25 protein-coding genes and 2 pseudogenes are annotated in these 26843 nt (G+C 67.9%); 13 read left to right on the forward strand and 14 right to left on the reverse strand.

Features of this window, described 5'->3' with window-relative positions; genetic code table 11:
- Nucleotides 1–168 precede the first annotated feature (168 nt).
- A complete protein-coding gene (locus tag ABIE41_RS16935) occupies nt 169–1227 on the forward strand; it encodes a GGDEF domain-containing protein (protein ID WP_192641478.1) in 1059 nt (352 codons plus the stop codon).
- Nucleotides 1228–1245: 18 nt separating this feature from the next.
- Here ABIE41_RS16935 and ABIE41_RS16940 read toward each other — a convergent pair whose 3' ends face one another.
- Complete coding sequence (locus ABIE41_RS16940; protein ID WP_192641479.1) at nt 1246–1632, reverse strand: HesB/IscA family protein; 387 nt, start codon at nt 1630–1632, stop codon at nt 1246–1248.
- A gap of 189 nt (nt 1633–1821) precedes the next feature.
- Here ABIE41_RS16940 and ABIE41_RS16945 point away from each other — a divergent pair, with 189 nt between their 5' ends.
- Both ABIE41_RS16945 and ABIE41_RS16950 read left to right on the forward strand, forming a co-directional pair.
- The gene (locus ABIE41_RS16945; RefSeq protein WP_192641480.1) at nt 1822–2898 is read left to right on the forward strand and encodes a malate/lactate/ureidoglycolate dehydrogenase; all 1077 of its coding nucleotides are present in this window, start codon (nt 1822–1824) and stop codon (nt 2896–2898) included.
- 17 nt (nt 2899–2915) lie between these two features.
- Nucleotides 2916–3311: an MmcQ/YjbR family DNA-binding protein gene (locus ABIE41_RS16950; RefSeq protein ID WP_192641481.1), complete on the forward strand. Its 396-nt coding sequence runs from the start codon at nt 2916–2918 to the stop codon at nt 3309–3311.
- A gap of 151 nt (nt 3312–3462) precedes the next feature.
- On the opposite strand, the gene ABIE41_RS16955 is transcribed toward ABIE41_RS16950, so the two are convergent.
- Entirely contained in the window at nt 3463–4350 is an 888-nt protein-coding gene (locus ABIE41_RS16955) for a PhzF family phenazine biosynthesis protein (RefSeq protein WP_192641482.1), read from the reverse strand.
- A gap of 170 nt (nt 4351–4520) precedes the next feature.
- Between ABIE41_RS16955 and ABIE41_RS16960 the strand changes: the two genes are divergently transcribed.
- Nucleotides 4521–4865: a hypothetical protein gene (locus ABIE41_RS16960; protein WP_192641483.1), complete on the forward strand. Its 345-nt coding sequence runs from the start codon at nt 4521–4523 to the stop codon at nt 4863–4865.
- Between the two features lie 24 nt (nt 4866–4889).
- Here ABIE41_RS16960 and ABIE41_RS16965 read toward each other — a convergent pair whose 3' ends face one another.
- From ABIE41_RS16965 to ABIE41_RS17000, 8 genes and pseudogenes are all read right to left on the reverse strand, one after another.
- Nucleotides 4890–5228 (reverse strand): hypothetical protein, encoded by a 339-nt coding sequence (locus tag ABIE41_RS16965; protein ID WP_192641484.1) that lies wholly within the window; start codon nt 5226–5228, stop codon nt 4890–4892.
- 38 nt (nt 5229–5266) lie between these two features.
- Nucleotides 5267–5605, reverse strand: coding sequence for an SUF system Fe-S cluster assembly protein (locus ABIE41_RS16970; RefSeq protein WP_354193487.1), 339 nt, complete (start codon nt 5603–5605; stop codon nt 5267–5269).
- Nucleotides 5606–5664: 59 nt separating this feature from the next.
- Nucleotides 5665–6903, reverse strand: a complete 1239-nt coding sequence (locus tag ABIE41_RS16975) for an aminotransferase class V-fold PLP-dependent enzyme (protein ID WP_192641486.1) — start codon at nt 6901–6903, stop codon at nt 5665–5667.
- A 4-nt stretch (nt 6904–6907) separates the two neighbouring features.
- Nucleotides 6908–7117 carry a tautomerase family protein gene (locus ABIE41_RS16980; protein ID WP_192641487.1) on the reverse strand — a complete coding sequence of 70 codons (210 nt, stop codon included), beginning with the start codon at nt 7115–7117 and terminating at the stop codon, nt 6908–6910.
- Nucleotides 7117–8466 carry a SufB/SufD family protein gene (locus ABIE41_RS16985; protein WP_192641488.1) on the reverse strand — a complete coding sequence of 450 codons (1350 nt, stop codon included), beginning with the start codon at nt 8464–8466 and terminating at the stop codon, nt 7117–7119. Before ABIE41_RS16985 ends, ABIE41_RS16980 begins: the two co-directional genes overlap by 1 nt.
- The gene (gene sufC / locus ABIE41_RS16990; RefSeq protein WP_192641489.1) at nt 8466–9218 is read right to left on the reverse strand and encodes a Fe-S cluster assembly ATPase SufC; all 753 of its coding nucleotides are present in this window, start codon (nt 9216–9218) and stop codon (nt 8466–8468) included. The genes ABIE41_RS16985 and sufC overlap by 1 nt, the downstream gene beginning before the upstream one ends.
- 129 nt (nt 9219–9347) lie before the next feature.
- Nucleotides 9348–10818 (reverse strand): annotated as a pseudogene (gene sufB / locus ABIE41_RS16995) (Fe-S cluster assembly protein SufB).
- 60 nt (nt 10819–10878) lie between these two features.
- A complete protein-coding gene (locus tag ABIE41_RS17000) occupies nt 10879–12084 on the reverse strand; it encodes a cysteine desulfurase family protein (protein ID WP_192641491.1) in 1206 nt (401 codons plus the stop codon).
- A gap of 292 nt (nt 12085–12376) precedes the next feature.
- Here ABIE41_RS17000 and ABIE41_RS17005 point away from each other — a divergent pair, with 292 nt between their 5' ends.
- The 4 genes from ABIE41_RS17005 (at nt 12377) to ABIE41_RS17020 (ending at nt 15236) form a co-directional block, all read left to right on the forward strand.
- Nucleotides 12377–13048, forward strand: coding sequence for an alpha/beta hydrolase (locus ABIE41_RS17005; protein ID WP_192641492.1), 672 nt, complete (start codon nt 12377–12379; stop codon nt 13046–13048).
- A gap of 158 nt (nt 13049–13206) precedes the next feature.
- Nucleotides 13207–14457: a tyrosine--tRNA ligase gene (gene tyrS, locus ABIE41_RS17010; RefSeq protein ID WP_192642833.1), complete on the forward strand. Its 1251-nt coding sequence runs from the start codon at nt 13207–13209 to the stop codon at nt 14455–14457.
- A 101-nt stretch (nt 14458–14558) separates the two neighbouring features.
- Nucleotides 14559–14756 (forward strand): hypothetical protein, encoded by a 198-nt coding sequence (locus ABIE41_RS17015; protein WP_354192593.1) that lies wholly within the window; start codon nt 14559–14561, stop codon nt 14754–14756.
- A 36-nt stretch (nt 14757–14792) separates the two neighbouring features.
- Nucleotides 14793–15236: a DUF2272 domain-containing protein gene (locus ABIE41_RS17020; protein WP_354193489.1), complete on the forward strand. Its 444-nt coding sequence runs from the start codon at nt 14793–14795 to the stop codon at nt 15234–15236.
- Nucleotides 15237–15242: 6 nt separating this feature from the next.
- On the opposite strand, the gene ABIE41_RS17025 is transcribed toward ABIE41_RS17020, so the two are convergent.
- Nucleotides 15243–18716 (reverse strand): hypothetical protein, encoded by a 3474-nt coding sequence (locus ABIE41_RS17025; RefSeq protein WP_192641494.1) that lies wholly within the window; start codon nt 18714–18716, stop codon nt 15243–15245.
- 207 nt (nt 18717–18923) lie between these two features.
- Between ABIE41_RS17025 and ABIE41_RS17030 the strand changes: the two genes are divergently transcribed.
- From ABIE41_RS17030 to purN, 4 genes and pseudogenes are all read left to right on the forward strand, one after another.
- Nucleotides 18924–19388 carry a peroxiredoxin gene (locus ABIE41_RS17030; RefSeq protein WP_192641495.1) on the forward strand — a complete coding sequence of 155 codons (465 nt, stop codon included), beginning with the start codon at nt 18924–18926 and terminating at the stop codon, nt 19386–19388.
- 82 nt (nt 19389–19470) lie between these two features.
- Nucleotides 19471–20778 (forward strand): peptidoglycan DD-metalloendopeptidase family protein, encoded by a 1308-nt coding sequence (locus tag ABIE41_RS17035; protein WP_192641496.1) that lies wholly within the window; start codon nt 19471–19473, stop codon nt 20776–20778.
- A 115-nt stretch (nt 20779–20893) separates the two neighbouring features.
- Nucleotides 20894–21967, forward strand: a complete 1074-nt coding sequence (gene purM, locus ABIE41_RS17040; RefSeq protein WP_192641497.1) for a phosphoribosylformylglycinamidine cyclo-ligase — start codon at nt 20894–20896, stop codon at nt 21965–21967.
- Nucleotides 21964–22588 (forward strand): annotated as a pseudogene (gene purN / locus ABIE41_RS17045) (phosphoribosylglycinamide formyltransferase). The gene purM and the pseudogene purN overlap by 4 nt, the downstream one beginning before the upstream one ends.
- Here the strand turns inward: purN and ABIE41_RS17050 are convergent.
- Nucleotides 22516–23304: a helix-turn-helix transcriptional regulator gene (locus tag ABIE41_RS17050; RefSeq protein WP_192641499.1), complete on the reverse strand. Its 789-nt coding sequence runs from the start codon at nt 23302–23304 to the stop codon at nt 22516–22518. The pseudogene purN and the gene ABIE41_RS17050 overlap by 73 nt on opposite strands.
- 116 nt (nt 23305–23420) lie before the next feature.
- On the opposite strand from ABIE41_RS17050, the gene ABIE41_RS17055 reads away from it, so the two are divergent.
- Entirely contained in the window at nt 23421–24143 is a 723-nt protein-coding gene (locus ABIE41_RS17055; protein WP_192641500.1) for a glutathione S-transferase family protein, read from the forward strand.
- On the opposite strand, the gene ABIE41_RS17060 is transcribed toward ABIE41_RS17055, so the two are convergent.
- Nucleotides 24127–24489 carry a hypothetical protein gene (locus ABIE41_RS17060; protein WP_192641501.1) on the reverse strand — a complete coding sequence of 121 codons (363 nt, stop codon included), beginning with the start codon at nt 24487–24489 and terminating at the stop codon, nt 24127–24129. The two genes, ABIE41_RS17055 and ABIE41_RS17060, sit on opposite strands and share 17 nt — an antisense overlap.
- A gap of 86 nt (nt 24490–24575) precedes the next feature.
- Nucleotides 24576–26696, reverse strand: coding sequence for a molybdopterin-containing oxidoreductase family protein (locus ABIE41_RS17065; RefSeq protein ID WP_192641502.1), 2121 nt, complete (start codon nt 26694–26696; stop codon nt 24576–24578).
- Nucleotides 26697–26843: the final 147 nt, after the last annotated feature.

The following is a 26843-nucleotide window of genomic DNA, read 5'->3' on the forward strand; positions in this document are numbered from 1 at the left end:
GGCATTTTAACCAGCCTCGCCTAAGGTCACGTGGTGATGCGGCTGCGGCCGCAGCACGGACGGGCGCATGCCACCGGTCAGACGGACAGGATGTCCCGCTTCGATTTTGCAATCGAGGCTGTCGCGGCTCCCGCCGCGCTTCGGTCTCGCGTCCGGACCGTCGATGGCATGAGCGACCAGGCCCAGCTCTCTCCTCCGCAGGACGACCTCGCAGAGCGAGTCGTCGCGGCCATGCGCGAGCACTGTTCGCCGACCTATCCGCGTGCCTTCGAGGTCTGGTACGCGCATCTCAGCGGCGAGATTCCGGCGATCAGCATGGCGATGCACGCCATCATCACCGGTAGCGAGGGCAAGGTCGGCACGGCTGACATCGACCATCTCTATGACCGCTTCATCAGCACGGAGCGCCTCGCGCGCCATGCCGAGCGCACCAGCCTGCAGGTGCTGGGCGAAATCGACGGGCTGATGTCGCTGGTCGACAAGGCGCTGGATTCCAGCGAGCGCTATCACGGTCGCCTTTGCGCCATGTCCGAGGACGTGCCGCCACCGGCCGACCGCCAGAAGCTGCGCGAATGGGTCGAGGCGCTGGTGATGTCGACGCGCGAGGAGGTCACGCGCAAGACCAAGCTCGAGGCGCAGCTGCGCGAAAGCTCCAACGAGATCCGCAATCTGCGCGAGGCGCTGGAATCGACCCGCGCCGAGGCCCTGACCGACCCGCTGACCGGCCTCGCCAACCGCCGCCATTTCGAGGAGATGCTGCAGAAGTCGATCGATCAGGCGACGCTGCGGCGCGAGCCCTTCGCGCTGGTGATGGCCGATATCGATTTCTTCAAGCAGTTCAACGACGCCCATGGCCATCTCACGGGCGATCAGGTGCTGCGGCTCGTCGCCCGCACCATGAAGGACAAGTTCAAGGACAAGGCTATCATCACACGCTTCGGCGGCGAGGAGTTCGCCGTCATCCTGCCCGATGCGGACCTCATCGCCGGCAAGTTCGGGGCGGAGACGGTGCGGCAGGCGCTGTTGACGCGCGAGCTGGTCAAGCGCTCCACGAACGAAAATCTCGGGCGCATCACGATTTCGCTCGGTGTCGCCAGCTATGCGCGCGGCGACACGGCGGCCTCGCTGACCGAACGCGCCGACCAGGCGCTGATGGCGGCCAAGCGCAGCGGACGCAACCGTACCGTCACCGAGGACGCGATCGAATCCTCCACCCGCGTCGCCTGAGGCGGGGCGCGGCGGCGCTCAGTGCGCCGGGGCGGCAGCGGCCGTCTGGGGCCGGATCTCGACCGATTCGCCGCAGCCACAAGCCGAAACCTGGTTGGGATTGTTGAAGACGAAGGTCGACGAGAATCGGTCGGTCCGGAAATCGAGCTCGGTGCCCAGCAGGAACAGCACGGCCTTGCCGTCGACGATGACCGTCGCACCCTTGTCTGTGACGACCTCGTCGCCCTTGGCGGCCTCGCGCGCGACCTCGAAGGTGTACTCCATCCCGGCGCAGCCGCCCTTCTTGACGCCGACCCGCAGGCCGAGCGCGGGCTGATCGCCGGCAGACTGCGCCATGATCTCGCGGATCCGCGCCGCGGCGGCATCCGTCAGCGAAACGACCTTCAGGCCGGGTATCGAAAACATCCGTCGTCCCTCCCCAATCGGGTTCAAGGCCCGATGAAGCAAGATTGCACCGACTTACATAAGGATTGCCGAAGGAAAGGTCGAGGTGTCCGGATGCAGGGCGCCGGCGCAGCCGCGATGTTGCAAGGCCCGCCCCACCATGCACTGTGACGCCTCCTCCCTCGGCATCCGACCCGGCGACAGATTCCCATGGCTTACCGCACCCACAGCCCGCAATCGCTGCGCGCCCTCGTCCAGGACATGGTCACCTCCGCCGGCTGGAGCGCGGAGGCCGCGGCCGAAACCGCCGAGCATCTCGTGCTCGCCAATCTCAGCGGCCATGACAGCCACGGCATCGGCATGCTGCCGCTCTATTTCCAGTCGCTGGCCGATGGCAACCTGTCGCCGCAGGCGCAGCCGACAACGCGGCTCGACGCAGCGCCCTTCCTCATCATCGACGGCGCGGTGGCCCTCGGACAGCCGACCGCCCGCAACGCCGTGGAACAGGCGGCCGGCATGGCGAAAGCCGGCGGGGTCGCGATCCTGAACCTGCTCGATGCCCATCATATCGGCCGCATCGGCCATTACGCCGAGGCCGCCGCCGCGCAGGGGCTGATCTCGCTGTTCTGGGTCAATGTCGCGGGCCGTCCGCCGATCGTCGCGCCGCATGGCGCCAAGGACGCACGCTTCGGCACCAACCCTCACGCGATCGGCATTCCGGTGCCGGGCGGCGACCCGATCGTCCTCGATTTCGCCACCAGCCGCATGGCGCATGGCAAGGCCCGCGTCGCCTTCAACAAGCGCGAGGCGGTGCCGCCGGGCTTCATCATCGACGGCGAGGGCCGCCCAACCCTCGAGCCGCGCCATGTCTTCACCCATGGGCTCGCGGAGGGCGAGACGCTCGGCGCGCTCCTGCCCTTCGGCGACCACAAGGGCGCGGGCCTCTCGCTGATTGCGGAGCTGCTCTCGGCCGGGCTCATGGGCGCGGCCCGGATCGACCAGAAGCCGGCCAAGAGCTGGATCATCAATTCGCTCTTCGGCATCCTGATCGATCCCGCGCGGCTGGAGCCGAGCGAGGCGCTCCGGCGCGAGCGGATCGAGAGCTATCTCGCCTTCGTCCGGGCGGCCAAGCCGCAGGACGAGAGCCAGCCCGTCCTGACGCCCGGCGAGAAGGAGCGCGAGACCCGGATCGCCCGTGCGCGCGACGGCATCCCGCTCGACGACGAGACCTGGTCGCAGATCAGGGCCGCCGCCGCCGCCCATGGCATCGACGCCGAGCGCTACTGACGCGCCGGACCCGCGCCATGACGCTTGACGGCTACAACGCCTTCTGCGCCGGCCTGCCGGCCACCAGCAGCGTCGTGCAATGGGGCGGCGCCCATGTCTGGAAGGTCGGCGGCAAGGTCTTCGCGATCGCCCGCACCGATGACGGCGTCGCGCTCTCGGTGACCTTCAAATGCTCCTGGGCGAGCTTCGACATTCTCAAGGAGCAGCCCGGCCTACGCCCCGCCCCCTATCTCGCCTCGCGCGGCATGAGCTGGATCCAGCGCCTGACCGACGAGACGATGCCCGACGAGGCGCTGGAGGATTATCTGCGCGAGAGCCACCGTCTGGTCGCGGCGGGGCTGACGAAGCGGGCGCGGGCGGAGCTGGGGCTGGGGCTCGGGCTCGACGGGGCAACCCGCTCCCGCCGAGCGTAAGCCCCGGCGCGGGTCGTCCCGGCAAGCCGCGCAGCGGCGCCGATCCGGGACCCATGCCGGAGCATCGATCGGTGAGGTTCCGGAACGGATCCCGGGTCTCCGCTGCGCTGCGCCCGGGACGACGCCGCTCTGTTTCGATATCAGTCGCTGGTCACATCAACGCCTCGCCGCGGAACACCGGCACGCAGGAGCCGCCGACGGTGGCGCGGATGCCGTCGGCGTCGCGACGCGCCGTGAGCTGCAGCAGGCTGGGGCGGCCCATCTCGACGCCTTGGGTCAGCGTGAAGGTCGCGCTGTCGCCGCCGTCGAGCGAGAGCAGCAGGGCCGCCAGCGTCGCGCTGGCGCTGCCCGTCGCCGGGTCCTCCCAGGTGCCGCTGATCGGCGCGAACATGCGGGCGCGGATCGACTGGCCGTCCCGGACATAGAGGAAGAGCGAGAGCCGCCCCTCGAGGCCGGGCGTGGCGTCGCGCAGGGCCCGAAACGCAGTGAGGTCGGGCGTGGCGCGCGCCAGCGCCTCGGACGTCACCTCCGCCAGCACGAAAAAGACGCCGACCGAGGCGCGGATCGGCTTGTGCCGGCCGACGATCACCTCCTCCGGCTTCAGCCCCGCGCAGGCCGCGATCGCCTCGGCCGGCAATTCGACGCCCGTCGAGAGGGGCTGCGGCGCGGCGATCGTGGCACCGGCGATCTCGCCGGCATCGTCGCTGGCGACCTTGACCTCGACGAGTCCTGCGATCTCCTCGAAGCGCAGCACGCCGCCGGTGTCGCGGCCATGGCGGGCGAGCACGAAGGCCGTGCCGACGTTGGGATGGCCGGCGAAGGGCATCTCATGGGTGCGGGTGAAGATGCGCACGCGTGCCGTATTGGCCGGGTCGGATGGGGGCAGCACGAAGGTCGTCTCGCTGTAGTTCATCTCGGCCGCGAGCGACTGCATCTCGGCATCCGACAGTCCGCGCGCATCGGTGAAGACCGCGAGCTGGTTGCCGCCGAAGCGGGTTTCCGTGAAGACGTCGACGGTCTCATAGGCATAGCGGCGCATGATGGTCTCCCCGCCGCGAGAGACGCGGCCCTGGCGCGCTTGATGCCACCGATTGCTCCTACGCGATAATGAAGCTCGCAGATGCGATCGATCACCACCGCTGATCGCGCCGCGGAACAGGCCCCTCGCCCGCCGGTTGCTCTTCCGACAGTGGAACGAGGACCGACGCCATGAGCGATCACGCCAAGACCGAGGACGGCAAGACCCCGCATTTTCCCGGTCCGGATACGCCGCGGCGCCCCGGCCAACCCGGCGAGCAGGACCAGCGTCGTCCGGGGCCAAGCCCGGATTCGCGCCACCCGACCGGCCCAAGCGCACCCTATGATGCCGATTCAGGCGAGGTCGCAGATCGCATCCGGCAGGATGCGGCGGGGCAGTATGGCGAGGGGACTACGACGCCCAACAAGGACGGGCTCACCAGCGCCAACCCGGTCGTCCTGTCGGGCGATGGCGACGCCACCAGCGGCAACGGCCATGGCCGCGACCGGGACGGGTCTACGACCAAACAGGAATAGTTCGCCAAAGCCGACGTCGCGGCGTCAAAGCAGGAAGTGAAACCCGAAGCCGAGGATGACGAGCCCGGCAGCCAGAACCTGCGCGACGAACAGAGGCTTCAGCCTGGCTTGCTGACTGGCATGGAGATCGGCCCGCTCGGCGCGGGACATGCGGTCCCTCGCCTTGAACTGCTCTTCCAGCACGCGCGGTTCGTGGCTCGCGGCGTCGCGTTCCAGATCCATCCGAACTGCAATGAAGCCGATGACGAGGCCGACGATCCCGAGCCCGAAGAAACCAACCAGGCGTAGAGCGCCATAGAAGACGGTTATCGCGAGGGCCGCGAGCAACGGAAATGCGACATAGTCCCATTTCGTGTAGCGCATCGCGAGACTATGGCGGCCCTCAGGAGGGCCGTCCAGCCTCACCACATATCGAGGGCGACCCTGGCCTCGTCGGACATGCGCGATTGGTCCCAGGGCGGGTCGAAGGTCATGCTGACGGTGACGCCGGACACGCCGTTGACCGTCGAGACCGCATTCTCGACCCAGCCGGGCATCTCGCCGGCGACGGGGCAGCCCGGCGCGGTCAGCGTCATGTCGATGGCGACATGGCGCTCGTCGGAGATGTCGACGCGATAGATCAGCCCGAGCTCGTAGATGTCGGAGGGGATTTCCGGATCGTAGACCGTCTTCAGCGCGGCGATGATGTCGTCGGTCAGACGGTCGATCTCTTCCGGCGGCAGAGCCGTGCCGGCGCCCATGGTGGGGGCGTTCGGCTTGATGTCGTCTGCGACGGTGTCGGTCATGATCGCAATCCTACTCAGGCAAACAGGCTTTCGGCCTTTTGCAGGGCTTCGACGAGCCTGTCGACCTCGTCCATCGTGTTGTAGAGGCCGAAGGAAGCCCGGCAGGTCGACGTCACCCCATATCGGGCCATCAGCGGCATGGTGCAATGGGTGCCGGCGCGCACCGCCACCCCCGCCCGGTCGATGACGGTGGCGACATCATGGGCATGGGCGCCCTTCATCTCGAAGGCGACGATGGCACCCTTGTTCTTCGCCTTGCCGAAGATTCGGATCGAGTTCATCTCGCCGAGACGCTGCATGGCGTAGGCGCCGAGCCTGGCCTCGTGCGCTGCGATGTTCTCGCGGCCGAGCGCCATCATGTAGTCGAGCGCGGCGCCCAGTCCGACCGCCTCGATGATCGCCGGAGTGCCGGCCTCGAAGCGGTGCGGCGGGTCGTTGTAGGTCACCGTGTCTTCGGTCACGGTCACGATCATCTCGCCGCCGCCTTCATAGGGCGGCAGCTTCTCCAGCCATTCGCGCTTGCCCCAGAGAATACCGGAGCCGGTCGGCCCATAGGTCTTGTGGCCGGTGAAGCAGTAGAAGTCGCAGCCCAGCGCCTGAACGTCGACCGGTAGATGCACCGCGCTCTGGCTGCCGTCGACCACCAGCGGGAGGCCATGCGAGCGGCAGATCGCGGCGATCTCCGGAATCGGCAGGATCGTGCCGATCGCGTTCGACATATGCGTCAGCGAGACCACCTTGGTCCGGGCCGAGATCAGCTTCTCGAATTCCTCGACCAGGAAGTTGCCGTCCTCGTCGACCGGCGCCCATTTGATCACGGCGCCGTGGCGCTCGCGCCAGTAGTGCCATGGCACGATGTTGGAGTGGTGCTCCAGGATCGAGAGAATGATCTCGTCGCCCTCGCCGAGCTGCATATGGCGGCCGAGCGAGGAGGCGATGGTGTTGAGCGCGCCGGTCGAGGAGCGCGTGAACACGATCTCCTCGAGATGGGCGGCGTTGAGGAAGCGGCGCGCGCTTTCGCGAGCCGCCTCATAGGCTTCCGTCGAGGCGTTGGCGAGATAGTGCAGCCCGCGATGGACGTTGGCGTAGTCCTCGCGCATCAGCCGCGACATCGCCTCGATGACGACCTCCGGCTTCTGGGCGGAGGCTGCGTTGTCGAGATAGACGAGCGGTTTGCCGTAGACCTCGCGCGACAGGATCGGGAAATCCCGGCGGATCGCTTCGATGTCGTAGGGCTTCACCGGCGCGTTCATGTACTCAAGCCTTTCCCGGCGAGGCCGGGGTCTTGTCGGCGACCAGTTCGCCGCCATGGCCCCAATCCTCGCGCTCGATCTCCTGGATCACGATATGGGTGTTCTGCGGGTTCTTTCCCAGCACGCGCACGAGCGTGTCCGTGAAAGCCTTGACGATCTCGGCCTTCTGGGCCCGCGTCGCGCCCTTGGTGATCTGCAGATTGACGTAGGGCATCAGACCGCACTCACCACGGAGGAGGCTTCGCGCGCGCCGAGCCAGGCCTCGATCTCGGTCATGACCATCTCGCGCAGCGCCTCGTCCTGCACGAATTCGACCGCCTCGCCGGCGAAGGCCTGCAGCACCAGCGCCTCGGCCTGCGGCCGCGGCAGGCCGCGCGCCATCAGGTAGAAGAGCTGTTCGCCGTCGATTTGGGCGACGGTGGCGCCGTGGCCGCAGACGACGTCGTCGGCGAAGATCTCGAGCTCAGGCTTGTTGAACATGGTCGCGCCGTCGTTCAGCAGCAGCGCGTTGCTCTTCATGTTGCCGTCGGTCTTCTGGGCGTGCTGGCGCACGATTACCTTGCCCTGGAAGACGCCGGTGCCCTCGCCGCCGATGATCGACTTGAACATCTCGCGGCTGGTGCCGTGGGGGACCTCATGGTCCATGACCAGCGTCACGTCGGAATGCTCGCTGCCGCCGAGCAGGTTGACACCGCGCAGGCCGATCTCGGTGTGCTCGCCGGCATAGCGGACGAAATGCTGCTGGCGCAGCGTGCCGGCGTTGCAGACCAAAGCGAAGGATTCGAACTTCGCCTGGCCGCCGACGGTCGCGAGCAGGCTCTGGACCTGCACGGTCTCCGGCCGGTGGCGCGTGATCATGCGGACATGCTGGATGTCGCTCTCGTCGCCGGTCTCGAAGACGATGGCGCCGTTGATCTGGGAGGCGGCGCTGCCGACGCTCTCGCCGATCTCGACGATCGTCGCCTTCGCACCGGACCCCGCCAGCACGACCGAGCGATGGAAGATCGCGCGCTCCTCCTCGCCCGAGGCGAGGGACAGAATGGTCAGCGGCTCCGCCAGTTCCGTGCCGGCGGCGATCTCGATGAAGACGCCGTCGTGCATCAGCGCCGTGTTGAGCATCAGCCCGGCATCGGTGCTGGCCACGCCCGGCCCGGAGAGAACGCGGGCGAGGTCATCGCGACCGGAGACCAGCGCATCCGCCAGGCTGTGGATCGAGAGGCCTTCGGGGAGGCCCTCCAGCGTCGACAGCTCGGGAACGAAGACACCGTCGACCAGGACTAGACGGACGCCGCCGGCGGGGAGCGAAGCGACGCGGGCGCGAACCGCCGCGCTGATCGTCGCGCTCTCGGCCAGGGGGCTCGCCTCACGCAGCAGGCCGCGCAGGTCGGTGTAGCGCCAGGTCTCGAGCCGGCGATGCGGTAGGCCCCGCACCTCGAAGCCGGCAAACGCGTCCTCGCGCAGCTTGCGGACCGGCAGGGCGCCGGGCAGCTCGGCCTTGGCGGCGGCGAACTGGGCGCTCAGCGCCTGCTCGGCCGCCGTCTTCAGCGGGGTAACGACGGACATCAGGCCGCCTCCGCATAGGCGGCATAGCCCGACTTCTCGAGCTCGAGCGCGAGGTCCTTGCCGCCCGTCTTCACGATGCGGCCCTTCGACATGACGTGGACGGTGTCGGGGATGATGTGATCGAGCAGGCGCTGATAGTGGGTGATGACCAGGAAGCCGCGGCTCTTGTCGCGCAGCGCGTTGACGCCGTCGGCGACGATGCGCAGCGCGTCGATGTCGAGGCCGGAATCGGTCTCGTCGAGGATGCACATGGAGGGCGAGAGCAGCGCCATCTGCAGGATTTCCATGCGCTTCTTCTCGCCGCCGGAGAAGCCGACATTCAGCGGCCGGCGCAGCATGTCCTTGGCGATGCCGAGCTTGTCGGCGGCGCCGTTGACGGCCTTGATGAAGTCGGGCGTCAGCAGCTCGGCCTCGCCGCGGGCACGGCGCTGGGCGTTCATCGCCGCCTTCAGGAAGGTCATGGTGGCGACGCCGGGGATCTCCAGCGGGTACTGGAAAGCGAGGAAGATGCCGGCAGCGGCGCGGGCATCGGCCTCCATCTCCAGCACGTTCTCGCCATTGAGCAGGATCTCGCCGTCGAGGACCTCATAGTCCTCCTTGCCGGCGATGACATAGCTCAGCGTCGACTTGCCGGAGCCATTCGGCCCCATGATGGCAGCGACCTCGCCGTCGTTCACGGTGAGGTTGAGGCCGTTGAGGATCTGCTTGTCTTCGTCGGCGATCTTGACGACGAGGTTGCGAATTTCGAGCATGGTTTCGTTCTTTCGTGAGCCCTCATCCTGAGGAGCGCGCAGCGCGCCTCGAAGGATGCTTCCAGTGCGAACCCATCATCCGTCGAGACGCCGCCTCTGGCGGCTCCTCAGGATGAGGGCTGGTTCAAATCAGCCGACCGAGCCTTCCAGCGAGATCGTGATCAGCTTCTGCGCCTCGACGGCGAACTCCATCGGGAGCTGCTGCAGCACCTCCTTGACGAAGCCGTTGACGATCAGCGCCACCGCCTCCTCCTCGGAGAGGCCGCGCTGCTGGCAGTAGAACATCTGGTCCTCGCCGATCTTCGAGGTGGTGGCCTCGTGCTCGAAGACGGCGGTCGCGGTCTTGGCCTCGATATAGGGGATGGTGTGAGCGCCGCACTGGTCGCCGATCAGGAGCGAGTCGCAGTTCGTGAAATTCCGCGCACCCGTCGCCTTGCGGTGGGGCCGAGACCATGCCGCGATAGGTCGAGTCCGACTTGCCGGCCGCGATGCCCTTGGCGATGATCTTCGAGGTCGTGTTCTTGCCAAGATGGATCATCTTGGTGCCGGAATCGACCTGCTGGGCACCGTTCGACACCGCGATCGAGTAGAACTCGCCGCGCGAGCCGTCGCCGCGCAGGATGCAGGACGGGTACTTCCAGGTGATCGCCGAGCCGGTCTCGACCTGCGTCCAGGAGATCTTGGAGTTCTTGCCGCGGCAATCGCCGCGCTTGGTGACGAAGTTGTAGATGCCGCCCTTGCCCTCGGAATCGCCCGGATACCAGTTCTGGACGGTCGAGTACTTGATCTCGGCATCGTCGAGCGCGATCAGCTCAACGACCGCAGCATGGAGCTGGTTCTCGTCGCGCTTGGGCGCCGTGCAGCCTTCCAGATAGCTGACATAGGAGCCCTCGTCGGCGATGATCAGCGTGCGCTCGAACTGGCCGGTGTTCTGCTCGTTGATGCGGAAATAGGTCGACAGCTCCATCGGGCAGCGCACGCCCTTGGGGATGTAGACGAAGGAGCCGTCGGTGAAGACGGCGCAGTTCAGCGTCGCGAAATAGTTGTCGGTCACCGGCACGACGGTGGCGAGGTACTTCTTCACCAGCTCGGGATGCTCGTGGATCGCATCCGAGATCGAGCAGAAGATCACACCGGCCTGGGCCAACTCCTTCTTGAAGGTCGTGACCACCGAGACCGAGTCGAACACGGCGTCGACCGCGACGCGGTTCTCCGGCGCGACACCGGCCAGGATCTCCTGCTCGCTGAGCGGGATGCCGAGCTTCTTGTAGGTCTCCAGGATCGCGGGATCGACCTCGTCGAGCGACTGCGGCGCCGGGCCCTTGGGGGCGGCATAGTAGTAGATGTCCTGGTAGTTGATCGGCGGATAGTTCACGCGCGACCAGGCCGGCTCGGTCATGGTCTTCCAGCGGCGGAAGGCGTCGAGCCGCCATTCGAGCATCCATTCCGGCTCGTTCTTGCGCGCTGAAATGTAGCGGACCGTGTCCTCGGTCAGGCCCTTGGCCGGCTTCTCGACCTCGAGTTCGGTGACGAAGCCGTATTTGTATTCGGTCACGTCGATCGACTTGACCTGATCGATGGTCTCCTGGACCGCTGCCATGTCTGCTCTCCTGTCGCGGGTTCAAGGCCCGCCGGTTTGGTCTTCGTCGTGGGGAACGCGTCAGGCGGCAGCCCGGGCGCTCCGATCGGGGATCGCGGCCAGCGCTTTCGCATAGGCCGCGAGAAAGAGGTCGATGTCGGCCTCGCAGGTGGTCCATCCAAGCGACGCCCGCAAGGCCCCTGCGCTCATGGCGGGGTCGACGCCCATGGCGGTCAGCACATGCGAGCGCCGCACCTTGCCGGAGGAACAGGCCGAGCCGGACGACAGGGCGACACCCGCAAGGTCGAGCTTGATCAGCGTCGTCTCGGCGCTCAGCCCTGGTGTCGCGAAAGCGGACGTGTTGGGCAGGCGCGGCGCGCCAAGGCCGAAGAGCTTGGTCTGAGGCGAGAGCGCCAGCAGTCCCGCCTCCAGCGTGTCGCGCAAGGCGGCGAGGCGGAGGCCTTCGTTGGCGAGCGCCTGCGCGGCGAGGCCAGCGGCGACGCCGAAACCGACGATGCCGGGCACGTTCTCGGTGCCGGCCCGCCAGCCACGCTCCTGGCCACCGCCGCGCAGCAGCTTGTCGGCGAGTTCGAGTGCGCCGGTGCGGAAGACGATGGCGCCAACGCCCTTGGGCCCGCCGAGCTTGTGGGCCGAGAGGGTGAGAACGTCGACACCGAGCGCCTCGATGTCGACGGCGATCTTGCCGGCGGCCTGGACGGCATCGCTGTGCACGAGCGCGCCGAAGCGCTTTGAGATCGACGCGATGGCCGCGAGCGGCTGGATCACGCCGGTCTCGTTGTTGGCGAGGTGGACGGAGACCAGAGCCCGCGCGCCCGGATGCTGAACGGCAAAACGCTCCAGACGTGCCGTCAGCGCCGCAGTGTCGACGAGGCCGTCGGCATCGACCGGCAATGCCTCGGCCTGTTGGGCCGGAAAGCGGTGGCCGTCGCGGACGCAAGGATGTTCGGTGGCGCTGGAGAGAAGCAGAGAGGCCGGGGTCCGCACGCAGTCGCGCCCGCCGTCGCAGTCCATCAGCGCGGGCGACAGGACGGTCGCGTTCGCCTCGGTGCCGCCGCTGGTGAACACGACATTGGCGGCCTTGGCCCCGACCAGCGCAGCGACCTGCTCGCGGGCGCGGTCGAGCGCGCTGCGGGCCGCCCTGCCCTCGGCATGAACGGAGGACGGATTGCCGGTGAGCTCGAGCGCGCGCAGCATCGCCTGGACGACCTCGGGCCTGACCGGGGTCGTGGCATTGTGGTCGAGATAGGCGCGTGTCGCGACGGACAAGGTCTCGGATGCTCCTGCTTTACCGGGGCGCCGGCACGAAAGGCTTGAATTCGCACCCCCGCGCCGTGCTATAGCCGCCCGTCCGAACCGGCCCTCGCCGGGAGCGGCGCTGCCTCGAAGGAGAGGATCGCGCCAATGTTCCCGACTTGTTCACGGCCGTTAGAACCATTCTAAGCGCCTGATGTAGGGCGCGAGCGGCGGGGCCGTCAAGGGCGACCGGGCCATCCGGCGGCTTTCTGCCGCTGCAAGGCCCGCCTTGAAGGCCCGGACCCAACACAAAGGCGACGAGACGATGCCAGAGGTGATTTTCAACGGCCCGGCCGGACGGATCGAGGGACGCTACCAGCCCGCCAAGAAGCGGGGGGCGCCACTCGCCATTATCCTGCATCCGCACCCGCAGTTCGGCGGGACGATGAACAACCAGATCGTCTACAACCTGTTTTACACCTTCGTGAACCGCGGCTTCTCGGCACTGCGCTTCAACTTCCGCGGTGTTGGCCGCAGCCAGGGCCATTTCGACCATGGCGCGGGCGAGCTTTCGGACGCCGCCGCCGCGCTCGACTGGATGCAGGCGCTGAATCCGGAGGCGAAGAGCTGCTGGATTACCGGCGTCTCCTTCGGCGCCTGGATCGGCATGCAGCTTCTGATGCGCCGGCCCGAGATCGAGGGCTTCATGTCGATCGCGGCGATGGCCAACCGCTACGACTTCTCCTTCCTGGCGCCCTGCCCCTCCTCGGGCCTGTTCGTCCACGGCTCGGAAGACCGCGTCGCGCCGGTCAAGGAGGTGATGGCGGTGATCGAGAAGGTGAAGACGCAGAAGGGCATCCAGATCGAGCATACGGTCGTGGAAGGCGCCAACCACTTCTTCGACGGCAAGGTCGACGTGCTGATGAGCCAGGTCGGCGCCTATCTCGACCGCATGGTCGGCCCCGAGATCATCAAGAGCGAGCAGGAAAGCGTCTGATCCGCTTGCCGCAACGGCGTCATCCCGGACAAGCCGCGAAGCGGCGCTGATCCGGGATCCATCGGAGGGCGACGCTCTATGATGGATTCCGGCACTGCGCTTCGCTACGGCCGGAATGACGGCACGGTCGACAGCCCCAGAACGATCCGAGCATGACGATGACCACCTACAAGTCCGATTTCCTGCGCGTGCTCGACGAGCGCGGCCTCGTCCATCAGATCTCCGATCCGGAGGGCCTCGACGCGCTTTGCCGGCAGGGCGTGCAGACGGCCTATGTCGGCTATGACGCCACCGCGACCTCGATCCATATCGGCAACCTGATCTCGCTGACGATGCTGTACTGGTTCCAGGAAACCGGGCACCGGCCGATCACGCTGATGGGCGGCGGCACCTCGATGGTGGGCGACCCCTCCTTCCGCGACGACCAGCGCAAGCTCCTGACGGTCGAGGAGATCGCGACCAATATCGAGAGCATCAAGCGGGTCTTCGGCCGCATCCTGCGCTATGGCGACGGCCCGACCGACGCTCTGATGGCCAACAATGCCGACTGGCTGCTGAAGCTGAACTATGTCGAGTTCCTGCGCGAGGTCGGCCGGCATTTCTCGGTCAACCGGATGCTCTCCTTCGACTCTGTGAAGCTGCGGCTCGACCGCGAGCAGTCGCTGTCCTTCCTCGAATTCAACTACATGATCATGCAGGGCTACGACTTCGTCGAGCTCAACCGGCGCCATGGCTGCCGGCTGCAGATGGGCGGCTCCGACCAGTGGGGCAACATCATCAACGGTGTCGATCTCTCGCACCGGATGGGCGGGCCGCAGCTCTACTGCGTGACCACGCCGCTCTTGACCACCGCCTCGGGCGCCAAGATGGGCAAGACCGCCAATGGCGCCGTCTGGCTGAACGCCGATGTCTTTAGCCCCTATGATTTCTGGCAATATTTCCGCAACACCGAGGATGCTGATGTCGGCCGCTTCCTGAAGGTGTTCACGCGCCTGCCGCTCGACGAGATCGCGAAGCTCGCCGCGCTCGGCGGCTCGGAGATCAACGAGGCCAAGAAGATCCTGGCGACCGAGATCACCGCCATCGTCCATGGCCGCGAAGCGGCGGAGGCTGCGGCCGAGACCGCTCGCAAGACCTTCGAGCAGGGCGAGACGGCGGCCGACCTGCCGACCGTCGCGATCGCGCGGGCCGAGCTGACGCCGGGCCTGGGCGTGCTGAGCGCCTTCGTGAAGGCCGGGCTCGTGCCCTCGACCGGCGAGGCCCGTCGGCAGGTCAAGGCCGGTGGCCTGCGCGTCAATGATGCAGTCGTCACCGACGAGCGCGCCATGCTCGGCATGTCGGATCTGGCGGACGGCGCGATCAAGCTCTCCTTCGGCAAGAAGAAGCACATCCTGCTTCGCGCGGAATAGCGACGAGCGAACGCCGCCCATCCGGCCGGCCCCGGCCCCGGCCCCGGCCCAAGCGGCGTTGCAACTTATGCGGGTATATGCAATCTTAGATAGCATCCACAGTGAAGGTGCACGCCTGCGCCGTGGCTCCACGCAATCAGGGGGGCATTATGGCAAGCTCGGTGGAAAATCTCGTCGCTGCGGCCGAAGCCGAGTGGCAGCATTGGGGCAAATCGACCTGGAATGTGGTGACCGGCGCGCGGCACATCGGGCATCGCGACGATGAAGCCGCCTTCGCCCAGTATGTGATCAAGCACTAAAACTCCGTCGGCGGCGGCTCGCCGTCCATCGCCGACATCCAGAACGACCACTATTTCTGGTCGGCGGTCGGCATCTCCGCGATTTTCGCCAGGGCGGGCTTCAAAAGCCCGGACTTTCCCTTCTCACAGAGCCACTCGACCTGGATTCGCAGGTTCGTGAAGGCTCGCAAGCAGAATCTGCCGGCCCTCTATCACGCCTACCGGCTCAACGAAGCCCAGGCTGCGCCCGATGTCGGCGATATGGTGGGCTACACCTACGCCTCGGTCTCCTTCGACGAAGCGCAGAGTTACTTCGACAAGACGGGCTCCTATCCGTCCCATACCGACATCGTCGTCGCGAAGCGCCCGAACGAGATCGACGTCATCGGTGCCAATGTGCTGGATTCGGTGACCAGGAAGACCCTGCCGCTCACATCGGCGGGATTGATGAAGGACAAGACCCACAAATGGTTCGTGGTGCTGAAGCGCCACGGATTGTGACCTCGGCTATCGCGTCGGCGGCGGCTGGTCCGGCTGGTTCGGCTGGATCGGCCGCTGGTTCGGCGTGCCGCCGAGCGGATCGACGAAGCGGCGCAGGATTCCCGGCGCGATGGCGGAGAGCGGGTTGATCGTCATGGTCGGCGCGCTGGCCGTCCCGGCGATGCGGAAATTGACGGCGAAGAGCCCGCCATACTGGCTGCCGCCGCCCAGCAGTGCACCCACCACCGGCACCTGCGCGAAGGCGTTGTTGAAAGCGTAGCCCGGCACGAAGGTGCCGCCGATATCGACGCGGTCGCGGCCGTAATCGACGTTGCCCTGCAGCGTGAAGCCAACCTGCTGGCCCCAGATCACCATGTCGGAGACGTCGAGGCGGCTGGCCGAGCGGGTGAACTCGGCTCGCAGCTTGGTGAAACCGACCTCGCTGACATTGATCGGCAGCGGCGGCGCGGAGTTGTCGGCCCGGTCGCCCGCCAGCGCCTGAGCGGACTGGCCGCCGAGGACCCGGCGCAGGGCGGGCTCGTCGCGTACCACGAAGTTGCGGAACAGCAATTCGCCGCTCTGGCGCGTCTCTCCGGGGCCGACATTCAGCACGAGGTCGCCACCATAGGCCCGGCGATAGAGGTCGACGAAGCGCAGCAGCGCACCGCCATTCTCGGACTGCACCAGCAGGCCGCCCGCCGTCTCGCCGACACGCGAGACCTGCCGCGCGGTGACCTCGGCCCGGCCGATCCGCCCCTGGAAGGCGACGGTGCGCAGGTCGCCGGAGCGCTTCTGCAGCTTCAGCGTGGCGTTGGTGATCGCCTCGTTGTTGAAGCCGGTCAGGATCGGCACGTCGAGATCGAGATCGAGGTCGCCGCTCTTGCCCTTGTCCCCGCGCGAGGCGCCCGGCCCCGAGGCCGTCTGAAGATCGCGGATGAAGGGACGCACATCGGCGACGGCCCCGCGGATGACGAGCTTCGTCAGGGCGCCCTCGCGGCGGGCCTCGACCTTGAGGTTGTCGCCCGGCGAGAGCCTGAATTGCGACAGCGTTGCCGCGTCGAAGCCATTCTGGCGGTTGAGCTCAACCTTGCCGCGGATCAGCACCGGGTTGGAGTCGAGCACGAAGTCGTCGAGGTCCGGCCCGTCGGGATCGGCGACATAGGTGAAGCTCAGCTTGGCGGCACGGCCGGCCGCCTTGCTCAGCCCGGGGACCACGCCCTCGAGCGAGGCCTTGGTCAGATCGTTCTCGACGCGCGGTGCCGATGCTGCGCCCTTGCCGAGCGCCTTCGTGACCTTGACCTGAACCGGACCGTTGATGCCGGCCTCGGGGCCCAGGCCACGTTTCTGGCGCGCGGCGTTGTCGAGCGTCATGAGGAGCGCCGCCTCGCCCTTGCCCTTGGGATCTTGCCGGATCTCGATCTGGGCCCGGTCGCCACTGATGCGCGCATCGCCCTTCACGGTGAGGCCCGCCCTGTCGAAGGTCACGGCGAGTTGCCCGCCTTCGAGCTTTTCCGGGGCGAGCAGCGTGTCGGAGGCGACGCCGGACAGCGTCCCGCTGCTGGTGACGATGACCTCGCCCGGCCGCGGATCGTCGACCAGCGCCAGCGAAATCGTGCTTCTGAGATCGCTGCTGCCGCGCAGGCTGGCGGGGTCGATGTCGCCGGGGGCGAAATCCTTCAGCGCGGGAAAGGCGAAGAGCGCGGCGAGCGCCTCCATCGAGCCGGCGCTGCGGAAGTTCACGCGCGCCGGGGCGCGTTCCATCCAGGTTTCGGGAATCTCGAAGCCGCCCTCGCTGAGCTGCAGCTGCCGGCCATTGCCAAGATCGGCGGTCGCGGCGGCAATGGCGAGCTTGACGGTGCGTCCGGTCGCCTTGCCGGTCACCCGGGCGTCGATCAGCGGCGGCAGGCCGGGGCCCGGCTCGAAGCGCACCTGCGAGGCGTCCACGAGCACGGTCAGCGCATCGTCCGGGATGCCCGCGCCGCGCATCAGCCGTGCGTGATCCTCGGCCGGCAGGTCCATCTCGACCCGCAGGGAGGCCAGCCGGCCGCTGACGAACTGCCGAGACAGGGTGCGGTGGACGTCGGGCGAGGTCCAGCGCGGCCAGAGCGCCAGGGCCGCGCGCGGGTCGGAGTCGGTCGCGAGGATCGAAAAGCGCTGCAGCGGCGAGGTCCCGACCTGCTGGACCAGCCCCTTGCCCTCGGCCTTGATGGCGGGCCCCTGAACGGTCATCGAGTCGATCAGCAATTCATTGCGGCGCGGGTCGATGCGCAGTTCCGCACGCGCGCTGTCGATGGCGACCGGCGGGTCGGCATCCGTGCCGGCGAGCTGTCCGCCGCCGGCGAGGCTGACGCGCCAAGCACCGTCCTCGGCGCGCAGCGTGCCCTTCCCCTTCATCCGCGTCGGGCCGGCATCGAGTTCGACCGAGCCGATCTCGATGGTCGAGAGATCGCCGGTGCTGGCGATCTCCAGATGCGCCGCATCCACGGTGATCGCCTGCATGGGGCCGTCGGGAATTCGAATGACGCCCGGCAGGACGTCGATGCGCGCCGTGACCGAGCGGCGCCCGTCGGGCGCCTGGCTCAGGCTGGCCTTGCCGCGCAGCGGCAAGCCCTCGACCGTCATGCCGCCCGTGCCGAGCGCCAGTGCCACGACCTCGGCCGGCTCGAAGCGGACGATGTCGATGTCGGCGCGCTGGGTGCCGTCGGGCTGGCTCGACAGGTCGATGGCGAGTTCCTTCCAGCGCTGGCCGGTGCGGCCCCGGACAGTGAGCCGCGTCACGCGCTCGCCGGCCCGGGACAGGCGGATCTCGACGTCCTCGAAGCCCGCGCGCTGGCGGCCCTCGGGATCGACCAGCGAGAGGCGTGCGCCATTGATGCCGGCCGTCTCCAGGGCGCCCAGCAGGCCCTCGCCCTGAGCCAGGGTCGAAACCGCGGCCATGATGCCGGTGAAGGCGTTCCACTGCGCCGCGTCGGGCAAGGTCGCGGCCGGAGCCGGCTCGGCGGGGGCGGAATCGGCATTGACGATCAGCGCGCCGTTCTTGTCGACGCCGAGGCGCACATTGACGCCGCGCAGATCGACCGAGGTCAGCCGGATGTCGCCGCGCAGCAGTGCCAGCGGCTCGTAGCCGAGCACGGCTTCGGGGGCACGGATGGTTGCGCCGCTGATGTGGCGGAAGGAAACTTGGCGCACGCGCAATTGCGAATGCCCGTCGATGCGGCCGAGTTCGGCGGCGGCGGCCTCCACCTTCCAGTCGGCACCGAGGCGGTCCTCGATCGCCTGGGCGATACGCCCCTCCAGCCCCGAGAGCGGCACGAGACCGGTCACGAGCAGCGTCGCAGCCGCCCCCGCGAGTGTCAGCACCGCGACGACGACCGCCACGGCGATGGTCACCAGACCGGCCTTCGCCCGCCGCTTGACCTCGGCCACGTCGCAATCGGGCGCATGCGGCGCCGCGGTCACGGGCGCGAGGGCGTCCGGCTTGTTCGCGTCCTGGTCCAGCAAGGCGTCTTTCGATCCTCTCGGGCGGATGATCCGTCGCGGCTTCGGCGGCGTAGAGCGACCGACGCGGCTATGACGGCCTCGTCGATGCAGCCGGGCCAGGCGATTCGGCAAGGCGAGCCGTTTCAGGCCGTCCCGGCTTATCGTAGCATGCCGCGCGAACCCGCGTTGCGCCATGCAGGGCGAAGGCGACGAAAGGAAGGCGGATCAATGGCTGTTCAGGATGGTGACGAGGCTCCGGCCTTCACGCTGGCGCGGGACGGGGGCGGCACGGTGTCGCTGGGCGATTTCAAGGGCCGCAAGCTCGTGCTCTACGCCTACCCCAAGGACGACACGCCAGGCTGCACGCAGGAGGCCATCGCCTTCAACCGGTTGCGGGCGGAGTTCGCCGCGGCCGGCAGCGAAATCCTCGGAATCTCGCCCGATCCGGTGAAGAGCCACGACAAGTTCAAGGCCAAGCACGGGCTCGATTTCGCCCTCGCCGCCGACGAGACCCAGCAGGCCCTGCAGGCCTATGGCATCTGGGTCGAGAAGAGCATGTATGGGCGGACCTACATGGGCGTCGAGCGCACGACGTTCCTGATCGGCGCGGACGGCAAGATCGCCCGGATCTGGCGCAAGGTGAAGGTGCCCGGCCATGCCGAGGAGGTTCTCGCCGCCGCGCAGGCGCTGTGAAATCCGGCGGAGTTTTGCGAAAGATTAACCTTAACGGGGTCTAATCCAAGGATCGGCAGCGTCCCTTTCCGGTCCCGAGTTCATGACAGCATCCGCCTCGACTGGCCCCACCCTCCCCGTCTCGGGGCTCGTCTCGCAGAAGAGCTACACGATCCGGCGCTCCACAGCGCTGATCGGGCTCGCCTGGCTGGGGCTGACAACGGCGGGGTGCGGCGCCAGCGCCTGGTACATCCTCAGCAAGGACGATCTCGCCGCCCGGCTGATCGCCCGCGAAACCTCGCGCCAATACGCCTATGAGGACCGGATCGCGGCCCTTCGCGCCGATGTCGACCGGCTCGCCAGCCGCGCTCTGCTCGATCAGGACGGCGTCGAGGCCCGTGTCGACGAGCTCGCGACGCGGCAGGCGGAACTGGAATCGCGCCAGTCGCTTGTCACGGCGCTCGCCGACACCCTGCAGTCAGGCGGCATCGTCGGCGCGAACAAGGCGCCGCTGCGGCCCCGCCTGATCAAGCCGGAGGAGCCGATCCGCGCATCCGGCGTCACCAGCTTTGCCCCGATCATGCCCGGCAAGCCGACGCCTGCTCCCGATTCGCCGGCACTTCGGGGCGCGGGAGAGACGCAGACCTCGCCCTGGCGCTCTGGGCAGGCCGAGCCCGAGCCGCCGGCCAAGCGCGTCGAGACGGCGCTCGACCGGCTCGACCGGGCCCTCTCGCAGACGGCGGGTGCGCAGCTCGCCGCGCTGCGCGACATGGATGCGACGCTGACGGAATCGCAAAAGCGCCTGCGCGGCGCGCTGGCCGAGACGGGTCTCGACATGGAGCGGATGGCCGCCCAGAGCGGCGTCGCCAAGGGCGTCGGCGGCCCCTTCGTCCCGTTCAAGATCGATCCCGCGGCCGGCCCCTTCGAAGCGACGCTGAGCGCGCTGCAGCCGCGCATCGCCTCGGTGATGCGGCTGCGGGGGCTCGCCGAGCAGCTTCCGCTCGCCAAGCCGATGAGCGGCGACGTCGATTTCAGCTCCAATTTCGGCTACCGGGTCGACCCGTTCACGCGCGGCCCGGCAATGCACACGGGTGTCGATTTCCGCGCCGAATCGGGCTCGCCGATCCGCGCGACCGCGCCCGGCAAGGTCATCGCCGCCGAGTATTCCGGCGGCTATGGCAACATGGTCGAGATCGAGCACGTCAACGGCATCACCACCCGCTACGCCCATATGTCGGCCATCCTCGCCTCGGTGGGGCAGAATGTGACGACCGGTACGGTGATCGGCCGCGTCGGCAGTACTGGCCGCTCGACCGGGCCGCATCTGCATTACGAGACCCGCATCGACGACGAGCCGGTCGATCCGACGCGCTTCCTGCGAGCCGGCGGCAAGCTCGCCGAGCTGCGCTGAGCAGAACGGCCCGCGGTTTTCAGCGGCTTTCCCGCCGCATTCGCGGCTCGACGCCTTGCAAGGCGTCGCCCGCTTGCCTATCGCTCCCCGCGAACGGAAGCGAGGCGATACCCCCATGAGCAAGCCCGGCGCGAACGGACTGACCTATGCGCAGGCCGGTGTCGACATCGACGCCGGCAACGCCATGGTCGACGCCATCAAGCCCCTCGTGCGCGCCACGCGCCGGCCGGGCGCGGATGCCGAGATCGGTGGCTTTGGCGGGCTGTTCGACCTCAAGGCGGCCGGCTTCACCGATCCCATCCTGGTCGCGGCCAATGACGGCGTCGGCACCAAGGTCAAGATCGCGATCGAAAGCGGGCTGCATTCGACGATCGGGATCGATCTCGTCGCGATGTGCGTCAACGACCTGATCGTCCAGGGCGCCGAGCCGCTGCTCTTCCTCGACTACTACGCCACCGGCAAGCTCGACCCGAAGGTCGGCATCGAGATCGTGCGCGGCATCGCCGAGGGCTGCCGCCAGGCCGGTTGCGCGCTGATCGGCGGCGAGACGGCGGAGATGCCCGGCCTATATGCCGAGAAGGACTACGACCTCGCCGGCTTCGCGGTCGGTGCCGCCGAGCGCGGGGCGCTGCTGCCGCGGGCCGATCTCCAGCCCGGCGACGTCGTCTTCGGCCTTCCCTCCTCCGGCGTTCATTCCAACGGCTATTCTCTGGTCCGGCGCATCGTCGCCCTCTCCGGACTCGGCTGGGACGCGCCCGCCCCCTTCGCTCGCGGCAGCAGCCTGGCCGAGGCCCTGCTGATCCCGACGCGGATCTACGTCAAGCCGCTGCTCCTGGCGATCAAGGCGACCAGCGGCATCAAGGCGCTGGCCCACATCACCGGCGGCGGCTTTCCCGACAACATTCCGCGCGTGCTGCCGGACGACCTCGGCGTCTCGCTTGATCTCGCGGCGATCCCGGTTCCGCCCGTCTTCGGCTGGCTGGCGAAGGTCGGCGGCGTCGCCGAGCGCGAGATGCTGCGCACCTTCAACTGCGGCATCGGCATGATCGTCGCGGCCGAGGCGGCCAAGGCCGACGAGGTGATGGCTGCGCTGGCGGCGGCGGGCGAGGCTCCGGTGCGGCTGGGCGAGGTCGTGCCCGTCGCGGCGGGCAAGGAGCAGGTCACTTACCGCGGCAAGCTGTCGCTGTGATCAGCCAGGCAAGCCGCCCGCGCGTCGGGATCCTGATCTCGGGGCGTGGCTCCAACATGGTCTCGCTGGCGGAGGCCGCTCGTGACCCGGGCTACCCTGCCGAGATCGCGCTGGTGCTGTCCAATGTGCCTGGCGCACCGGGGCTGGAGCGGGTGAGCGGCTTCGGCATCGCCACCGCCACCGTCGACCACCGCCGCCTTCAACAAGGATCGCGAGGCGTTCGAGCGGGCGATGGACGAGGTTCTGCGCGTCCACCAGATCGACCTCGTCGTGCTCGCCGGCTTCATGCGGATCATGACGGCCTGGTTCGTGCGGCGCTGGGAGGGGCGGATGATCAATATCCATCCTTCGCTCCTGCCGCTGTTCAAGGGTACGCATACCCATCGCCAGGCCCTCGAAGCCGGCGTCAGCGAGCATGGTTGCAGCGTGCATTTCGTCGTGCCCGAGCTCGATGCCGGCCCGGTGATCGCGCAGGCGAAGGTGCCCGTCCTGCCGGGCGACGACGAGGACATGCTGGCTTCGCGCGTCCTCCTGGAGGAGCACCGGCTTTACCCGATGGCGCTCGCCGAGGTCGCCTCGGGCCGCGCGGCACTCGTCGACGGCGTTGTCGTCAGGCGCTGAGCCTGCTCCCGCCGATCTGCCTCCTCCCGGCAGCGCGCCTCTTCCTCCTTCTGCCAGCGCCGGAACAGATCGGCCCGGCGGGCGGGATAGCGCTCCTCGCGCGCGACGAGGTCGGTGATGCGATCGGTGCGGAAATGCCGGAAATCCTGGCGCAGCTCGCACCAGGCGATGACGATGCGGACGCGATCGTAAAAGGTCATGCCGATCGGCCAGATCATGCGCTGCGTATCCTGGCCGCTTTCGTCGCGGTAGCGGACCTCGAGCTTGCGGCCCTGCCGGATGGCAGCGCGGACGGCGGCAGTGTCGACCTGGTCGGCCGGCGCATCGCGACCGTAGAGGGGCGCAAAGAGCGCTCCGTCGAGCAGGATCGGGCGCAGATGCGGAGGCAGCACGGCGGCCACCTTGCTGACGACATCCTCGGCCGCGCGCGCCAGCACCGGGTCGGCCCGCTCGCCGAGCCAGCGCATCCCGACCAGCACGGCCTCGATCTCGTCCGGGGAAAGCATCAGCGGCGGCAGGTCGAAGCCGGCGTCGAGGACATAGCCGATGCCGGCCTCGCCGCGCACCGGCACGCCCTGGCGCACCAGCGCGGCGATGTCGCGGTAGACCGTGCGCACGGAGACGTCGAGTTCGGTGGCCAGTGTCTCGGCCGTCACCGGGCGGCGGCGGCGGCGCAGGCTCTGGATCATGTCGAGCAATCGTTCGGCGCGCTGCATATCGGTCGTTCCCGCCTGGCCTTGGACGATCGGAGAATGCGCGATGGTGCTGACAAATCCTGTCAGGAGTATGTCAGTAGCGTCATTTCGTCGTCCCGCGCCATTGGGGAGAGAGCATGATTACGCTGCACCATTTCGGGCCGGCTTTCGGCCTGCCCGATCCGAGCCCGTTCTGCATCAAGGCCGAAATCCTGCTGAAGCTTTCGGGCCTGCCCCATGAGGTGCGGGTCGGCGATCTGCGTCGGGCGCCGAAGGGCAAACTGCCGCTGATCGTCGAGGACGGCGTCACGGTCTGCGATTCGAGCTTCATCCGCTTCCATCTCGAGGCGCGTCACGGCGTCGATTTCGACGCCGGGCTCGATGCGGAGCGGCGTGGCGTCCTGTGGGCGCTGGAGAAAATGCTGGAGGACCAGATCTACTGGATCATGGTCGCCGAACGCTGGCTCGACGACGGCAATTTCGCCCGCGGCCCGGCGCAATTCTTCAAGCCGATGCCGGCGCCGCTGCGGCCGCTGGTCTGTGCGCTGGTGCGCCGCAAGGTCCGGCGGAATATCGACGGCCACGGCATCGGCCGCCACAGCCCGGCCGAGCGGCTTCAGCTCTCGGCCCGGGCGCTCGACGCAATGGTGGCGATCCTGGGCGAGCGCCCCTTTTTCGGAGGAGACGCGCCGGTCGGCGGCGATGCCGCGCCCGGCGCCTTCCTGATCGCGGCGCTGGCGCCGCTGTTCGATTCGCCGTTCCGGGGGCTGCTCGAGCAGCGGCCGACGCTCACGGCCTATGCCGGCCGGATGCGGGCGCGTTTCTTCGCGGAGGCGCAGCCGATCAGATCGGCCGCTTGAGCTTGCACTGGTCGATGAAGCCCAGGCCCTTCTCGCGCGCCGAATCGTTGAAATAGCCGGTGTCGCGGAAGGCCTGCAGCTCGTCCTTGGTCATCGCGCCGACGGTGCCCTTGGCGTAGCAGCTGCAGGGCGTATGGACCGCCTCGCGCGTCGTGCTCAGCAGGCGCGATTGCGTCACCAGGCAGGCGTCGAAGGCGCGCAGCTGGATCATGTAGGGCGTCAGGTTCTTGGCCGTCGGGTCCGGCGGCGGCAGGGCGCTCGTCCCGCTCGCGGCCTGCGCGCCGAACGTCGCCAGCACAGAGATTCCACCGGCCAGCAAGACCGCACCCATCCGCCGCATCATCATGATTTCGTTCGTCCTTCGAGAGCAGGCGCATCAGTTCCGGAAACGGCCTGCCTGCGCGAGGGATGGTCCATAGCACCGCCGAAAAATCAAGGGAGCGTGGTCACGCCCTTTTGATCCAGATTGTCTTTTTTGATCCAGACCTTGTTGTCGTGGAAGGCGGCGCCACCGAACGGTGCAGGCCCATCCGCGCCGGTGATCGTGTTGATGCCGCGCCCGTGCTTGTGGGCGGCGTTGGGCCAGATCGATTCGGCGATCACGACGCCGCGCACCACGCCCTCGAACAGAACGGCGGCGAGATGGACGCTGCCGCGGCTGTTGCCGACGATGACCTCGTCGCCGACCGCGATGCCGAAGCGGGCGGCATCGTCGGGGTGCAGCATCAGCGTCGGGCCGACCTCCTTCTTCACCGAGCTCGGGGTCTCCGTGAAGGTCGAGTTCAGGAAGCTGCGGGCCGGGCTCGTCGCCAGGCGAAACGGGTGGTCGGCGTCGACATTGTCGAGCACGTCCCACTGGTCGGGCAGCGCCGGCATCTCCCGCCAGGGGCCGACCGGGCCGGCATTGGCGTTGGGGACCTTCGGCCAGTCGGGCTTGAAGCGGAACTTGCGGTCGCGATAGCCGAAGCCGTCGAGATAATGCGCCGTGCGAAACTCCGGCTGCACATCGAGGAATTCGTTCGCAATCAGCTCGTCGAGCGTGCCGCGACCGCTCTCGCGCATCGTCCAGTCGACGATCTCGCGCGGGGTCATCTCGAAGCCGCGATGCTGCGCGCCGAGGCGCTTGGCCAGCGCGCAGATGAGGTCGTGGTTCGAGCGGCATTCGCCGGCCGGCTCGACCAGCTTGCCGCCCCACATGATGTGCTGGTGGCCGCCGCCCTGGTAGATGTCGTCATGCTCGAGGAACTGTGTCGCCGGCAGCACGATGTCGGCCATCTGCGCCGTCTCGGTCATGAACTGCTCATGGACGACGGTGAAGAGGTCCTCGCGGGCGAAGCCCCGCTTCACCAGTTCCTGCTCGGGCGCGACCGAAACCGGATTGGTGTTCTGGATGAGGAGCGCCTTGACCGGCCCGCCCTGTCGCAGCGCCTCGGCATCGCCGGTCAGGATGCGGCCGATCTGCGACTGGTCGAGTTCGCGCACGCTGCGGTCGCGGACATCGAGCCCCTCGATCAGGCTCTTGCGCCAGTTGTAAATGCCGCTGTTGCTGTGGAAGGCGCCGCCGCCCTCATATTGCCAAGCTCCTGTAACGGTCGGCACAGACAGCGCGGCATGCATCGAGACCGCGCCGTTGCGCTGGCGGGCGAAGCCGTAGCCGAGGCGGAAGAAGCTCTTCTTGCGCGTGCCGACGAGCGCCGCGAATTCCTCGATCTGCGTCACCTCGAGCCCGGTGATCGCAGCCGCCCATTCGGGGGTTCGGCTCTGCAGATGCGCCTCGAGTTCCTCGGGGGCGTCGGTATGGGCGGCGAGATAGGCGCGGTCGGCATGGCCGTCGCGGAAGAGGATGTGCATCACGGCGCAGGCAAGCGCCGCGTCGGTGCCCGGCCGCAGCACCAGAGCGAGATCGGCCTGAGCCAGCGTCGCATTATGGTAGATGTCGATGGCGACGATCTTGGCGCCACGGGTTTTGCGGGCCTTGATGGCGTGGTGCATCACGTTGACCTGGGTGTGCACGGCATTCGTGCCCCAGATCACGACGCAGTCGGACTGCGCCATCTCGCGGGGGTCGGGCCCGGCGAGGCGCCCCGTGCCGGCGATGAAGCCGGTCCAGGCCGTGGTCGTGCAGATCGTCGAATACTGGCCGGAATAGCGCTTGGCATGGCGCAGGCGATTGATGCCGTCGCGCATCACCAGGCCCATCGTGCCGGCATAGTAATACGGCCAGACTGCCTCGGCCCCGTGCTGCGCCTCGATGGCGAGGAAGCGCTGCGCGATCTCGTCCAGCGCCTGGTCCCAGGAGATGCGCTCGAACTGCCGGGAGCCCTTGGGGCCGGTGCGGCGCATCGGATGCAGCAGCCGGTCGGGATGGTGGATCCGCTCGGCATAGCGGGCGACCTTCGCGCAGATCACGCCGTCTGTGTAGCTCTGGCGCTTGCTGCCGCGGACGCGGCCGATGCTGCGCCCGTCGATGACCTCCACCTCGAGCGAGCAGGCCGAGGGACAGTCATGCGGACAGGTCGAGGGGTGGTGCGCGATGCGTGGCAATTCGGTCATAGCGCCTTGGTAACGCATGGCGAAAAAAAGGAAACCGGCCTCTGCGGTGGCCTCCCCTGCACGGGCGGTGCATCCTCGGCACATCCCGCCGCACGCGGCGCTTCATCAACCCGGGGTTAATCCTAATGCTTCATTCTGCGGGTCTCT

The sequence above is a fragment of the Bosea sp. OAE506 genome (assembly GCF_040546595.1).
Classification (GTDB): domain Bacteria; phylum Pseudomonadota; class Alphaproteobacteria; order Rhizobiales; family Beijerinckiaceae; genus Allobosea.